This is a genomic window from Plantibacter sp. CFBP 8798 (assembly GCF_014841195.1).
Classification (GTDB): domain Bacteria; phylum Actinomycetota; class Actinomycetes; order Actinomycetales; family Microbacteriaceae; genus Plantibacter; species Plantibacter auratus.
The window spans coordinates 1,194,600-1,208,218 of the sequence record NZ_JACYTS010000001.1 but is presented as its reverse complement, the minus strand read 5'-3'; the positions used below and the strand labels follow the sequence as shown (position 1 = coordinate 1,208,218).

Below are 13,619 nucleotides of genomic sequence, written 5' to 3'. Positions count from 1 at the left end.
TGGCCCGTTCCCTTTCTGCAGGAGGGGTCGACGGGCGGAGCCGCGTCGGAAATCAGGCTACCCCCTCGCCGCTGGATGCCTCCCCTGTGTTTGCCGTGGGCTTAACGGGGGTGCGGTGTGAGGTCGGTGGAGTGGTTCAGGCGTAGACGTGCGGGGCGAGGACGCCGACGTCGCGGAGGTTACGGTACTTCTCGTCGAAGTCGAGACCGTACCCGACGACGAAGTCGTTCGGGATGTCGAAACCGACGTACTTGCACTCGACGTGCACCTTGGCGGCCTCGGGCTTGCGGAGGAGCGCGCAGACCTCGATGGACGCGGCTCCGCGCGAGGCGAAGTTCTCGAGCAGCCAGGAGAGGGTGAGGCCGGAGTCGATGATGTCCTCGACGATCAGGACGTGGCGGCCCGTGAGGTCGGCGTCGAGGTCCTTGCGGATCTGGACGACACCGCTCGACTTCGTGCCGGCACCGTACGAGCTGACGGCCATCCAGTCCATCGAGAGCGGGATGCGGAGTTCGCGCGCGAGGTCGGCCATGACCATGACCGCACCCTTCAGCACGCCGACGAGCAGGACGTCCTTCCCGGCGTAGTCGGTCTCGATCTGCCGGGCGAGTTCGGCGAGCTTGTCGCGGATCTCCTGCTCGGTGACGAGGATGGTCGTGAGGTCGTCGGAAATGTCGCTCTGCTCCATGCGTCGAGTGTATGCGAGATGACCCGGAAGCCCGTGCGCCTCCTGCTCGGAGAGCCCGGCGGTCAGCGGGCCGCGAAGACGATGCGTCCCGCGTGTCGGGACGCCGTCAGGCCGGGCAGATCGATCGGACCCTGGCCCGCCCAATCGGTGACGAGCCGCGCGACCTCGATCGTCTGCGACCGCGTGAGCGAGACGCCGAACTCGCTCTGCACGATGTGCCGGATGATCCGCTGGCGGAGCGCTGCAGGGTTGGCCGCGAGTGCGCCGGCACTGACAGAGATCCCGGCCTCGGCGTGCTCGACGAGCTCCTCGATGGTCTCGTCGATCATCTCCTCGAACGCTTCCGCGTCCTCCCGGGCGGCGTCGGCGGTGCGGGCGAGGGCCTCGGCGATCCCCGGCCCGAGCTCCGCCTCGAGCACCGGCAGGACCCGTTCCCGGACCCGGACCCGCGCGTAGGCGTCGTCGGTGTTGTGCGGGTCGTGCCACGGTTCGAGTCCTTCGGCAGCGCACGCCTCGCGGGTCTGGGAGCGCCGGATCCCGAGCAGGGGTCGGAGGAGCGCACCGGAGACGGGCGCCATCCCCTGGAGGCTGCCGGTTCCGGACCCGCGAGCGAGGCCGAGGAGGACGGTCTCCGCCTGGTCGTCGAGGGTGTGCGCGAGCAGCACCAGGGACGCGCCGACCTCGACTCGCGCGGCGTCGAGTGCGGTGTACCGGGCCGCCCGTGCCGCGGCCTCCGGTCCACCCTCGGAGCCCACCTCGACGACCCGGACGAGGACGGGGTCGAGCCCGAGGGCGCGCGCCTGGTCCGCGGCACGCGCCGCGACGTCCGCCGAGCCCGGTTGCAGTCCGTGGTCGACGATCACGGCGCCGGCCCGCAGGCCGAGCTTTCCGGCTTCGAACGCGGTCGCGGCGGCGAGCGCGAGCGAGTCGGCGCCACCGCTCAGTGCGACGAGCAGGTCGGCACCGGCGACGTCACGCGACGCCGTGGGCGCCGTGCCCGCGATCGCGTCGCGCACCGCCTTCCGGAGGGCGGCGACGGACGGGTGGAGCGGGGGTCGGACGTCGTTCACGCGGACCACGCTATTGCACCGCGCCGAGCGCCTCCCCACACCGTTCGCCCCGGGACGCATCGGTTATGGTTGGTCCTCGTCGGCGACCGCGCCGACTCAACGTCATCCAACCGCGCAAGGAGCAGGCTTATGGCCGAGTACGACGCCGTCATCGAGATCCCGCGGGGCAGCCGCAACAAGTACGAGATCGACCACGAGACCGGTCGGGTCTTCCTGGACCGCGTCCTGTTCACGAGCTTCGTCTACCCCGCCGACTACGGCTTCTTCGAGAACACCCTCGGCGAGGACGGCGACCCGGTCGACGTCCTGGTCCTGCTCGACTTCCCGACCTTCCCGGGCGTCGGCATCAAGGTCCGCCCCGTCGGCGTGCTGCACATGACGGACGACGGCGGCGGCGACGACAAGGTCATCGCCGTGCAGTACAAGGACCCGCGCTGGTCGCACATCCAGGACCTGACCGACATCCCGCAGGCGACGCGCGACGAGATCGAGCACTTCTTCGTCCACTACAAGGACACCGAGCCCGGCAAGTGGGCGCGGATCGACGGATGGGGCGACGCCGCAGCGGCCGAGAAGATCATCCTCGCGGGCTTCGACAAGCTCAAGGCGGAGGGTCACTGACCCACTGCGGANCTCGGTCAGCCGAGCGGCGCCCCGCGGTCGGCCATGAACGGCTGCGCGTCGATCGCACTGCCGTTGATGCGGACCTCGAAGTGCAGGTGGCAGCCGGTGGAGGCACCGGTCGTGCCGACGTAGGCGATGACCTGTCCGGCGGAGACCTGGTAGCCGACGCCGACCTGGATGCCACCGTTCACGATGTGCGCGTAGCCGGTCGAGACGCCGGAGCCGTGGTCGATGAGGATGAAGTTGCCGTACGTGCCGTACCAACCGGCGTAGGTCACGGTGCCGGAGGTCGCCGCGTAGATCGGGATGCCGCAGCCGCCCGCGATGTCGGTGCCGCGGTGGAAGCTGCCTGAGCTGCCGCCGCCCGTGGAGATCGGATCGCGGTAGCCGTAGGTGCCCGAGATGCTGCCGGAGGCCGGGATCGCCCAGCCCTGGCTGCTGAGCTGACCGCCGTCGGCGCTCTCGCCACGCGCGGCCGCTGCCGCAGCTTCGGCGGCCTTCCGCGCGGCCTCGCCGGCTTCGAAGTCCTTGACCGTCTTCGCGGTCGTGTCCTGCAGCGCCGTCAGCTGGGCGTTGAGCGTGACGATCAGCTCCTGGTTCTTCTCGAGCTTCGCCGCCGCCGCGGACGCCGCCGCCTGGGCGGCCTCCATGGCCGCCTGCGCCGCCTGCCGGAGCGACTCGCGCTCGTCGCGGGCGACACCGGCCTGTTCACCGAGCGCAGCCGCGGTGTTGCGCGCGGCGACCGCCTGCTCGTAGACGCCGTTGCTGTGCTCGGCGACCTGGTTCATGTTGCCGAGCTTCGACAGGAGGTCGGTCGCGCCCTTGCTCTCGCCGTCGAGGAAGAGGCTCAGGCTGAGGTCGGCGCCGCCGGAGCGGTAGAGCTGCGAGGCGACCCGGCCGGCCTGCTTCGTCGCGGTGTCGGCCTCGGCCGTCTTGGCGTCGGCCTGCGACTGGATCGCGGTGGCTCTGGCGTCGGCCTCGAAGAAGGCCTCCTCAGCGGCCTGGAACTCCGTACCGCGCTTCTCGGCCTCGTCCTGGGCGACCTGCAGCTCGTCCTGCAGCTGGACGATGAAGTTCTTGATGTTCGTGACCTCGGCGGCCTTGGCGGCCTCGTTGCCCTTCGCGGCCTGGACGTCGTCCCACGAGGGGTAGTCGGCTGCCGACGCCGGACCGGCGACGCCGAACGAGCCGACGATCGCGAGCGACATGACGATTGCGGCGGTGAGGCGTCCTCGCCACCGCACGGAGGACGCCGATCCGGCGTTGGTCGTCCGGCTTCGGCGCCAAGCGCCGGCAAGCTTCTTGCTCATGAAGTAGGGGCCCATCTCGGTTCGCTGCAGTCACATCGGTCACATCGGTACCACTGTCCACGCTAGCCCGATGGGGGTCGGGACCAGCTGCGGACACTCCCGTCGGCCGCGGCATCCGGGAGTGGTCCACGCCAGAGGCTAACCCCGGCCGGGGGCCGTGGAGCGGTCATTCGGTGCCTGTCGTCAGATCCGGCATGGAGCGCCGAACCCTGCTCCGCGAACCCGATTTTGGATTCGACCGTTTCATCCGTATGCTTGTCGCTCGGTAGTCATGAAGCTTCAGGGCTTCGCGGCCCTATCGTTTAGCGGCCTAGGACACCGCCCTTTCACGGCGGCAGCACGGGTTCGAATCCCGTTGGGGTCACCAATGACTACTGGAAAAACAGCCGCTCGGATTCAGGTATAGTGAGTCTGCGCGACTGCGAGAAGCACCGAGTAACACCAGCATCACCGTAGTTCGCATCACCAGCAATTCAACATGTATGGCCCTGTAGCGCAGTTGGTTAGCGTGCCGCCCTGTCACGGCGGAGGTCGCGGGTTCAAGTCCCGTCAGGGTCGCAAAAGGTCGGAAGCCCTCTCGCAAGGGAGGGCTTCTGCTTTTGAGACATCGTCGCCGTTCGTGCAGCTGATGTACTCGGCTCTGTAGCTCAGTTGGTAGAGCGCACGACTGAAAATCGTGAGGTCACGGGATCGACGCCCGTCGGAGCCACGGAACCCCCACCTAGCTTCTACATGGTGGGGGTTCTTTTTTTGCCCGGATGCCCGCGAACACCCACGCCACCACCCGAGTTGCCACTCCTGGCCCACGGCGGACAGACTCGCACTGTGGAATCGAAACCGTCACGCTGGGTGACCGCCTCCGTACTCGCAGTCATGCTCGGCACGTCGCTCGTCGCCTGCTCGGACACGCGGTACGGACTGCCACGTGGTGAGGCCGTCGGCACCTGGCGCAGTGGGGACACCCGGCTCGAGCTCGCCGACGACGGGACCTTCGAGGCCACCGCATGGCCCTCGGATGTCCAGTGCAGTCTTGACGACGACCCCCACGCTGACGACCCGATCGACTTCTCCGGGACCTGGATGGTGGACAACGAGGGGACCAATCGAGACCTCGTCCTCCATCCCGGCGACGGCGCATGCGAGACGTCCCGGATCACCTCCGACGTGCGGAGCGACGACGGTCTCGCGCGCCTGTGTGTCCACGCCCGCGGATCATTGTCCGGCCCGGCCGAGAACTTCTTCACCCTGTATCAGGGTGATCCTCCGGAGACCGAGGATCCGGATCGCTGCCTGAACTACTAGCCCGCCCGGGCAGACGAGTCTCACCCGTCCGATCCCTGAACTCCCTCCGCTCCCTGAGCCTGTCGAAGGGCGCACGACCCCTCCCCCACCAGCGATGCCGCTCTGGTCCCTGAGCACGCACCACCGGTCCCCGAGCGAACCCTCCGGCCCCCGAAGCAACCCCCTCAGGCCCCTGAGCTTGTCGAAGGGCGCCCGGGAGAACCCCGCGAATCCGGCATGCCTCCTCCGGTCCCTGAGCCTGTCGAAGGGCACACGAGGAGACTCCCACATCCGAGACGACTCGCCATCTGGAATGTCAGTGGTCCATGATCGACTTGTCCCATGACCGAGACCACCGCCACCGCGACCCGCGCGAGCGACGAATACGCCGCGCAACTCGCGGAGTTCTCGGACGAGTGGGCTGAGATCCACCGGCAGCAGGCTGTCCTGGACACACGGAAGGCGCGCCTCCTCGCCCGTTCCGCCGCCTATGCGGACGCCTTCGCGGACGCCACGGTCCCGGCCATCTTCCCGCCGGCCGAGCGTCAGGCGCTGTCCCGTCGGTCGACGTGCGCGGCCCTCGCGATGGCGACCCGGATGCCGGAGCGGACCGTCCAGCGTGCGACGAACGATGCCGAACGTCTCGTCAACGACGCACCCGTCGCGCTGGCGTCGCTGGAGGCGGGGCGGATCTCGGCGCGGCATGCGCAGGTGATCACCGACCAGCTCGGTGACGTCCCTGCTGCTGGGCGGGCGGTGTTCCTCGAGCAGGTGCTGCCGGTCGCCGAAGGTGCGACCGTCTCGTACCTCCGGCAACGCGCTCGCATCATCCGCGAGCGCCTCCACCCCGAGTCCATCACCGCCCGAGCGGTCCGCTCCGAGGCTGACCGCCGGGTCGAGTTCGAACCCGCAGCCGACGGCATGGCGTGGGTGCACCTGTTCACCACGGCGCCGATCGCCCAGGGGCTCGTCGAGCGGGTCGAAGCAGCCGCGGCGGAGTCGCGCGCTGCCGGCGACACCCGCACGTGCGCGCAGCTGCAAGCGGACGCCCTGGCGGCACTCGCCCTCACCGGCGTGACACCGGACGACGTGATGTCGAGCCCGGTGCTCCCGCATCCGATCGAGGTCCAGGAGCACATCAAGCCCACCGTGCAGATCACCGTGCCGGCATTGAGCATGGCCGGTGTCAGCGACGCCCCGGCTACCCTCGACGGCTTCGGCCCGATCGACCCGGAGACCGCAGCACGCATCGCGGTGAACGCGCCCAGCTTCACCCGGATCCTCGTCCAGCCGGAAACCGGCGCCGTCCTCTCAGTGGGACGGAATCAGTACCGCGTTCCCGCCGACCTGCAACGCGCGGTCCGCCTCCGGGACGGCACCTGTCGGGCACCGGGCTGCGGCAGGCGAGCCAGAGCCTGCGACCTCGATCATTCGGTCGCGTGGGAAGACGGCGGCACCACAGATGTCGGGAACCTCGCGTGTCTCTGTCGACATCATCACCGGATGAAGCACCTGCCCGGGTGGAACCTCGAACACGGACCCGGCGGGGTCCTCGATTGGACGACACCCGACGGCAAACACCACCGGACCGGACCGGACCCCGCACCGTTCTGACCGTTTCCGGTCCCTGGGCTGCGCCGCACTGAGCTTGTCGAAGTGTCGAAGGGTTCCCCGTGGGCACTTCGACAAGCTCAGCGACCGAGAAAAGTGTGCCCGGAACGATGAGGCGTCCTCGAGGGCACTTCGACAAGCTCAGTGACCGAGAAAAGTGTGCCCGGAACGATGAGGCGTCCTCGTGGGCACTTCGACAAGCTCAGTGACCGGCAGCGGTGTGCCCAGAACGTTTCGGTCCCTGAGCCTGTCGAAGGGCAGGCGGGGTGCTCTCGCTCGGTGCGCGGGAGGACATCCGCCGGCGCACATCGTGCACCTCCGTCCGCAAGCCCCAGACATCCGGGGCCGATCCGGACAGACTGGTCGTATGAGTTCTGCAGACGACCGCACGACCGACGGCCCCGACGACGCCCACCGAGTCCCCGCAGGGGTCGACGACGCCACCGTGGAAGCGGTCGGCAAAGTGACCGAGGCGCTCGAAGTGGTCGAGCAGGCGCGCGGCATGCTCTACGGCTTCCATCGCCTGACCGGCAAAGCGGACCTCGCGCTCGGCGAAGCCGCGGACGCCCTGCGCGAAGCCGGACACGACGCCCTCGCCGACCGGATCGACACCGAGCTGGTCGGACGCAACGTCATCGACGGACGCTGGACGTTCCAGATCGTCGAAGACTACGACGGCAACTACTGGGAACCGTTCCGCACGCTCGAGGCGGAGGTCCGCAACGAACTGGCGGGCGGCCGACGCCACCTCGCGGAAGCCGCCATGAAGGAGGACCGCCGCACGCACGGCGCGCCCCACCACGAAGCCACACCGCCGACGGTCTGAAGCCGCACGGCATGAGGGCCGCGTGGCGTTAAGCTCGATCCGATGACCGATGCACCCGTTTCCCGGACGAAGTTCTCCCGCCAACGGGTGATCGTCGGAGCCGCCGAGTTCGCCGACACGTATGGCGCCGACGCCCTCACGCTCGCCGCCCTGGCCCGCGAGCTCGACACCTCGGCACCGGCCCTCCTCAAGCACGTCCGCAGCACCGAGGACCTCCGCGCCGCCGTCGCCCAGCTCGCCCTCGCCCACCTGGCCAGCGGACTCGACATCGCGACGACCAGTCTGAGCGGGTCCCCTGCACTCACCGCGCTGGCCGAGGGGTACCGCCGCTTCGCCCTCGCCTATCCCGGCCGGTACGCCCTCGCGTTCTCGATCGAGGACGTCCGCGCCGACACCGGCGAGCCGGCCGACCGCGAGCTCGTGATGCTCGTCGAACGGGCACTCGCGGGGCGCGGTCTCGACAGTGTGGCGATGACGGACGCCGGACGCATCGTCCGGGCGGCCCTCCACGGCTTCGTGTCCTTCGAGCTCGTCGGCGGCTTCACCCGCGGCGCCGACCCCGCCACCAGCTACGCTGCCCTCGTGGACCTGCTCGACCATTCGTCCGCGCTCGGCTCACGCCACCTCCAGGAGACGCCATGACCAGCACGACCACCACCGCCCCGACCGTCCTCTTCGTCTGCGTGCACAATGCCGGTCGATCCCAGATCGCAGCCGGCTTCCTCGACGCCCTCGCCGGCGACCGGGTCGAGGTGCTGTCGGCCGGGAGCGAACCGAAGGACCGGATCAACACCGTGGCGGTGGAGGCGATGGCCGAACACGGCATCGACATCACCGCAGCCGTGCCCCGCATCCTCACGACCGACGCCGTCCGGGCGTCCGACGCGGTCATCACGATGGGCTGCGGCGACGCCTGCCCGATCTTCCCCGGCAAGCGCTACGAGGACTGGGAACTCGAGGACCCGGCCGGCCAAGGCATCGAGGCCGTCCGCCGCATCCGCGACGACATCGAGGAGCGGATCGCCGCGCTCTTCGTCGAACTCGTGCCCGCCGAGGCGTCCGAGTTCCCGGCCACCATCGGCTCGGTCGCCCACGAAGCGCTCGGCGCGCACGGGTTCACCCGCTTCGAGCAGCTCACGCGGGTCTCCCCCGCCGCCCTGCTCCGCATCCACGGCGTCGGACCGAAGGCCGTCGACATTCTGACCGAAGAACTCACAGCCCGCTCACTCGCCTTCGCCTCCTGAGAGCGATGGTGGTCGGCCAGCGCCCGGCATCGGCGCGCAACCCCATTGCCCAGCGCGACACCCGTCGTATCGTGGTCGTATGAGCAAGCACGCAGCGAACGACGACAACCTCCCCGAGGACCACGAGACCACCGAGGACTCCATCGAGCAGGAGGTCGACGGCGAGGACACGTTCCTCCCCGTCGCCGAGCCGACCACCGGACCCGCTCCCGCCCCGTAACCCCGACTCGCCTCCGGGGCCGCGGATCAGGGGCCGACGAAGGCCTGGAGGTCGCGCAGGGAGCCGTCGAAGACGTTCACGTCGATGAACTCCTCCTTGCCGACGTACCCGGGCAGCCGTTCCCGGCTGGTGTACTGCCAGAGGTCCCACGCCCGCCCGTCCGACAGGACCGGCGGCGTGACGACCGAGCGGATCCACATCGGGTTCCGCTCGTACGAGCCCGCGAGGAACGCGTCGTAGTACCGCATGGTGGCGTAGATGATCGGCGGCCGACCGTAGTGCTCCTCGAGTGCCGCGAGGAGCGGATCGAGCACGGCGGCGACCCGCTCCGCACTCGGTGGCGTCCGGCAGTAGTCGGCATAGCACTCGAGATCGATGGTGATCGGGAGAGCGCCCGCCGTGACCGGCACGGTGTCGAAGATGTTCTGCGCCTGCGTCTCGGCAGGGCTGTCGAAACTCAGGAAGTGGTACGCCCCGATCAGCAAGCCGGTCTCGTCGGCCGCTCGTTGCGCACCCGCCCAGTTCGCGGCGAACCGTTCGTCCTGATCGCCGGATCCCTCGGTCGCCTTCATGATCGCGAAGTCGATGGGCTGAGCCGCGAGGACGTCCCAGTCGATCTCGCCCTGGTACGAGGAGACATCGACACCGCGCACCGCGTACGAGGCGGCCAGGATGGCGTTCGGCCGCACCAGCCCCATGGCGACGAGCGCCGCGCAGATCCCGCCGATCGCGAGGGTGCCGGCCGCCCCGACGACGATCGGCCACCAGCGTCTCCAGAATCGGTTCATCGGCTCACTCTGTCACGTCCCGGCCGTGTCCCGATGCAGGACGCCTCAGCGCGGGTAGAGGACGGCTGCCCGCGGGTCGACCACGAAGTCGACGACGTCGCCCGTCGACCAGCCCGCGGCCGCGAGCTGCTGCACGGCGACGTCGGCGGTGATGACCGCCGAGCGGACCCGGACGACGTCGCCCCGCGGCTCGAGGTCGGTGATCGTCGCGCGGACGGCGCCTGACGCAGTCGGGCCGCCAGACCCGCCAGCCTCGCGGACCTCGACGCGGGACGGTCGGAACGCGCAGGCGACGGCGACCCCGGCCGGGATCGGGTCGGCCTCCGCGGAGGGGTCGACCTCGACCTCCGTTCCGTCCGGCAGACGGAGCCCGCGTGCCGTGCGGACGCCCGTCAGCAGTTCGAGTCCCGCGAGGTCCGCGGTGAACGCCGTCCGCGGCCGTTCGAGCACCTCCGCCGTCGGCCCCTGCTCGACGATGCGCCCGGCGTCCAGGACGATCACCCGGTCCGCGAGCGTGTACGCGTCGAGCACCTCGTGCGTGACGAGGACGGTCGTCCGCCCACGCAACTGCTCGCGGAGCATACGGCGCAGGTGGGGCGCGACCGTCGCGTCGAGTGCGGCCATCGGTTCGTCGAGGAGGAGGAGGGCCGGGTCCGGGGCCAGCGCGCGCGCGAGTGCCACCCGCTGCGCCTGGCCGCCGGACAACTCGGCAGGACGGCGCCCTTCGAGCTCGGACGCCTCGACCTCCGCGAGCCGTCGTCGGGCGATGTCCCGAGCCTCGCCGCGTGACGCACCGGCGACCAGCGGGCCGTAGGCGACGTTGTCGAGCACGGAGCGGTGGGGGAAGAGCAGTGCTTCCTGGGCCAGGAGCGAGATCCCCCGCCGGTGCGGCGGCGACCACTGGTCCCGACCCGGTCCACCGACCGCGAAGAGCTCGCGACCGGCGAGGGTCGCGTGACCCGTGTCCGGACGCAGGAGCCCGGCGAGGACGGCGAGCATCGTCGACTTGCCGGCGCCGTTCGGTCCGAGCACGGCGACGGTCTCCCCCGCGGCGAGGTCCACGGCGAGCTCCCAGTCGCGTTCACGCAGCGTCGCTTGGAACGCCAGGGCCACCCCGGTCATCGAACCACTCCGGCGACGGTCCGTCCACGGCGGATCGACCCCTGCGCCCCAGCGACGCCGACGACGAGCACGGCCACGACGACGAGGACGAGCGACAGTGCGACAGCGGCGTCGGGATCCGTCTCGCGCTGCAGGTAGATCTCGAGCGGCAGCGTCCGGGTGACCCCCTGGAGGCTGCCCGCGAAGGTCAGGGTCGCCCCGAACTCGCCGAGGGCCCGCGCGAACGAGAGGATCGCGCCCGACACGACGGCGGGCGCGAGGAGCGGCAGCGTGACGGTGCGGAAGACGGTGGTGGGACGAGCACCGAGTGTCGCGGCGACGGCTTCGTACCGCGAGCCGGTCGTGCGGATCGCCCCCTCCAGGCTCAGCACGAGGAACGGCAGGGCGACGAAGGTCTGGGCGAGGACGACGGCGGTCGTGGAGAACGCGATGTCGATCCCGGCGTCCGCGAGTGCCGGTCCGAGCAGGCCGAGCCGGCCGAAGGTGTAGAGCAGGGCGATCCCGCCGACGACGGGCGGGAGCACGAGCGGGAGGAGGACGAGCGACCGCAGCAGACGCTGCCCCGGGAACCGGGTGCGCGCGAGGACGAGGGCGAGCGGCACGCCGAACACGATGCAGAGGGCCGTCGCGAGTGACGACGTCCGCAGACTCAGCCCGAGCGCCGCGACCGACGACTCGGAGGTGACGAGTGCACCGAAGTCCGCCCAGTCCACGCGCAGGACGATCGCGACGAGCGGCAGCAGGACGAACGCCGCGCCGACCATGGCGACGACGACGATCCAGCGGGGCACCCCCGAGCCGAGTCCTCTCACGGGGTCAGTCACGGTGCGCCGAAGCCGGCGTCGGCGAGCACCCGCTGTCCCCCGGCGCTCACGACGTAGGCCGCGAAGGCCGCCGCGACGGCGGGGTTCGCGCTCCCTGCGAGCGGCGCGATCGGGTAGGTGTTGACGGCCTTCGACGACTCCGGGAAGGTGATGCCCTGCACGGCGTCGCCGGCCGCGATGACGTCGGTCACGTAGACGAGCCCGGCATCGGCCTCGCCCGAGGTCACCTTGCCGAGGACGTCGGTGACCGACGACTCCTCGCTGACCGGGCTCAGCGCGACACCCGAGGCGTCCTCGACGGCGACGGTGGCCGCTCCACAAGGGACCTGCGGCGCGCACACGACCGTCTTGACGCCCGGACGGGCGAGATCGGCGAAGGTCTCCACGCCGGCGGGGTTCGACGGGGGCACGGCGATCTGCAGGACGTTGGTCGCGAAGTCGACCGGGTCGCCCTCGACGAGGTCGGCATCGGTCAGCTTCGCCATGTTCTTCTCGTCTGCGGACGCGAACACGTCTCCGGGAGCACCGTTCGTGAGCTGCGTGACGAGGTCGGAGGAGCCGGCGAAGGTCAGCTCGACGGTCGTACCGGGGTGCGCCTCCTCGAAGTCCTCCGCGAGCGCGGTGAAGGTCGTCTTGAGCGAAGCCGCCGCGTAGACCGTGATGGAGCCGCTGAGCTCATCCGTCGTGGCCGAGGCGGTGGGTGTCGGCGTCGCGGCGGGGGCGGCGCACGCGGACGCTGCGAGCAGGACGCCGGTGCCGAGGGCCAGCGCGCTGAACAGTCGGAAGGATCGACGGGGTGCGGTGCGGTTCATGAGCTCGCCTTCGGGGTCTCGATGAGGACCGTCGTGGCCTTCACGACGGCGATGGCCGTGGAGCCGAGTTCGAGGCCGAGTTCACGCACGGCCTCACTGCTCATGAGCGACACCACGCGATGCGGGCCGCACTGCAGTTCCACCTGCGCCATCACCGTGTCCATCGTGATGTCGGTGACGATGCCGACGAAGCGGTTGCGTGCCGAGCGTCCGATCTCCGAGGGGTCGACGGGGAGGACGGCGTTCTGCCTGGCCAGTTGAGCGAGCGACAGGCCGTCGACGACGCCACGGCCTGCGTCGTCCTTCGCGCTGACGAGCGCGCCCTGGTCGATCCAGCGACGGACGGTGTCGTCACTGACCCCGAGGAACAGGGCTGCGTCTCGGATACGGATCTGCGGCATGGAGACAGGCTAGTGCACGCATTCGCGTGGACATGCCCTAGCTGCAACCGCTTTCGCGTTTCGAGTTGTCGGCGGCCCATCGACGCTTCGACCCTCCGCGACGCCCACCGCTCCGAAGCATCCCTATGAGATCACGACTGCTCGCCGCCGTCACCCTGCTCGCCCTCGCCACCGGCCTCACCGCCTGCGCGTCCCCCGGCTCGGGGACCGGCGGCGCCACGGGCGACGGACCGCTCGTCGCGTTCTACGGCGACTCGTACACCCTCGGCACCGGAGCGAGCGACCCGGCCAACCGCTGGTCCACCGTCGTCAGCGAGGAACGCCGCTGGCGGGAGTTCAACCCCAGCGTCAACGGCCTCGGGTTCGTGAACCACCGCGACCGCTTCGGCGACGGCAGCGGCGACCTGCCCTCCCTCATCATCGCCGAGCAGCCCGACATCGTCTTCGTCACGATGGGGCTCAACGACGCGTTCAGCTTCGACGATGCCGCCGACCGGATCCACGAGCAGATCACGACGGACCTGCAGCGCCTCCGCGACGCCCTCCCGGAGGCCCGCTTCATCGTCGTCGAACCGTTCTGGTACACCGACGAGCGGCCGCAGTCGATCGAGACGATCATCGGCTGGGTGGCCGACGCCGCGCAGGAGATCGACGCCGACACCATCCCCGGGGCGTCGCACTGGATCGAGGGGCACCCGGAGTGGATGGCCGCGGACGGCCTCCACCCGAACAACGAGGGATACGCGGAGATGGCTCGCCGGATGGATGCCGAGCTCGAGCGCCTCGGACTCTGACGCC

General features: G+C 70.1%; 15 protein-coding genes, 3 tRNA genes and 1 pseudogene. 11 read left to right on the top strand and 8 right to left on the bottom strand.

The genetic code is table 11. The annotated features are described in order from the left end of the window. Window positions 1-136: 136 nt before the first annotated feature. A complete protein-coding gene (gene hpt / locus IFU30_RS05755) occupies window positions 137-688 on the bottom strand; it encodes a hypoxanthine phosphoribosyltransferase (protein WP_064294334.1) in 552 nt (183 codons plus the stop codon). 62 nt (window positions 689-750) lie between these two features. Beyond that, window positions 751-1,758, bottom strand: coding sequence for a tRNA lysidine(34) synthetase TilS (gene tilS, locus IFU30_RS05750; RefSeq protein ID WP_342450807.1), 1,008 nt, complete (start codon window positions 1,756-1,758; stop codon window positions 751-753). A 129-nt stretch (window positions 1,759-1,887) separates the two neighbouring features. Here tilS and IFU30_RS05745 point away from each other — a divergent pair, with 129 nt between their 5' ends. Further along, window positions 1,888-2,379: an inorganic diphosphatase gene (locus IFU30_RS05745; RefSeq protein WP_079705152.1), complete on the top strand. Its 492-nt coding sequence runs from the start codon at window positions 1,888-1,890 to the stop codon at window positions 2,377-2,379. Between the two features lie 17 nt (window positions 2,380-2,396). Here the strand turns inward: IFU30_RS05745 and IFU30_RS05740 are convergent, their stop codons facing one another. Then, the gene (locus IFU30_RS05740) at window positions 2,397-3,692 is read right to left on the bottom strand and encodes a M23 family metallopeptidase (protein WP_249404640.1); all 1,296 of its coding nucleotides are present in this window, start codon (window positions 3,690-3,692) and stop codon (window positions 2,397-2,399) included. 291 nt (window positions 3,693-3,983) lie between these two features. Between IFU30_RS05740 and IFU30_RS05735 the strand changes: the two genes are divergently transcribed. The 9 genes and pseudogenes from IFU30_RS05735 (at window position 3,984) to IFU30_RS05695 (ending at window position 8,874) form a co-directional block, all read left to right on the top strand. Beyond that, window positions 3,984-4,059, top strand: a tRNA-Glu gene (locus IFU30_RS05735). A gap of 117 nt (window positions 4,060-4,176) precedes the next feature. Next, window positions 4,177-4,250 (top strand) — tRNA-Asp (locus tag IFU30_RS05730). 78 nt (window positions 4,251-4,328) lie between these two features. Continuing rightward, a tRNA-Phe gene (locus tag IFU30_RS05725) sits at window positions 4,329-4,401 on the top strand. Between the two features lie 116 nt (window positions 4,402-4,517). Next, complete coding sequence (locus IFU30_RS05720; protein ID WP_192004602.1) at window positions 4,518-4,994, top strand: hypothetical protein; 477 nt, start codon at window positions 4,518-4,520, stop codon at window positions 4,992-4,994. Window positions 4,995-5,315: 321 nt separating this feature from the next. Further along, window positions 5,316-6,587, top strand: a complete 1,272-nt coding sequence (locus tag IFU30_RS05715; RefSeq protein WP_192004601.1) for an HNH endonuclease signature motif containing protein — start codon at window positions 5,316-5,318, stop codon at window positions 6,585-6,587. 364 nt (window positions 6,588-6,951) lie between these two features. After that, the gene (locus IFU30_RS05710; RefSeq protein ID WP_064294389.1) at window positions 6,952-7,410 is read left to right on the top strand and encodes a hypothetical protein; all 459 of its coding nucleotides are present in this window, start codon (window positions 6,952-6,954) and stop codon (window positions 7,408-7,410) included. Between the two features lie 42 nt (window positions 7,411-7,452). Continuing rightward, entirely contained in the window at window positions 7,453-8,052 is a 600-nt protein-coding gene (locus tag IFU30_RS05705) for a TetR/AcrR family transcriptional regulator (protein WP_192004600.1), read from the top strand. Continuing rightward, window positions 8,049-8,459 (top strand): annotated as a pseudogene (locus IFU30_RS05700) (arsenate reductase ArsC); the annotation flags it as partial. The gene IFU30_RS05705 and the pseudogene IFU30_RS05700, both read left to right, overlap by 4 nt. A 274-nt stretch (window positions 8,460-8,733) precedes the next feature. Beyond that, window positions 8,734-8,874 (top strand): hypothetical protein, encoded by a 141-nt coding sequence (locus IFU30_RS05695; RefSeq protein WP_153303386.1) that lies wholly within the window; start codon window positions 8,734-8,736, stop codon window positions 8,872-8,874. 26 nt (window positions 8,875-8,900) lie between these two features. Here the strand turns inward: IFU30_RS05695 and IFU30_RS05690 are convergent, their stop codons facing one another. The 5 genes from IFU30_RS05690 to IFU30_RS05670 are packed head-to-tail and all read right to left on the bottom strand — an operon-like array spanning window position 8,901 to window position 12,821. Further along, window positions 8,901-9,662, bottom strand: coding sequence for a GH25 family lysozyme (locus tag IFU30_RS05690; RefSeq protein ID WP_192004598.1), 762 nt, complete (start codon window positions 9,660-9,662; stop codon window positions 8,901-8,903). 45 nt (window positions 9,663-9,707) lie between these two features. Then, window positions 9,708-10,784 (bottom strand): sulfate/molybdate ABC transporter ATP-binding protein, encoded by a 1,077-nt coding sequence (locus IFU30_RS05685; RefSeq protein WP_192004597.1) that lies wholly within the window; start codon window positions 10,782-10,784, stop codon window positions 9,708-9,710. Continuing rightward, on the bottom strand, window positions 10,781-11,548 hold the full coding sequence (locus IFU30_RS05680; RefSeq protein ID WP_085512174.1) for an ABC transporter permease: 768 nt from the start codon (window positions 11,546-11,548) through the stop codon (window positions 10,781-10,783). Before IFU30_RS05680 ends, IFU30_RS05685 begins: the two co-directional genes overlap by 4 nt. A gap of 56 nt (window positions 11,549-11,604) precedes the next feature. Next, complete coding sequence (gene modA / locus IFU30_RS05675) at window positions 11,605-12,420, bottom strand: molybdate ABC transporter substrate-binding protein (protein ID WP_192004596.1); 816 nt, start codon at window positions 12,418-12,420, stop codon at window positions 11,605-11,607. After that, entirely contained in the window at window positions 12,417-12,821 is a 405-nt protein-coding gene (locus IFU30_RS05670) for a TOBE domain-containing protein (protein WP_079705145.1), read from the bottom strand. The genes modA and IFU30_RS05670 overlap by 4 nt, the downstream gene beginning before the upstream one ends. A 125-nt stretch (window positions 12,822-12,946) precedes the next feature. On the opposite strand from IFU30_RS05670, the gene IFU30_RS05665 reads away from it, so the two are divergent. Further along, window positions 12,947-13,615 (top strand): SGNH/GDSL hydrolase family protein, encoded by a 669-nt coding sequence (locus IFU30_RS05665; RefSeq protein WP_192004595.1) that lies wholly within the window; start codon window positions 12,947-12,949, stop codon window positions 13,613-13,615. Window positions 13,616-13,619: the final 4 nt, after the last annotated feature.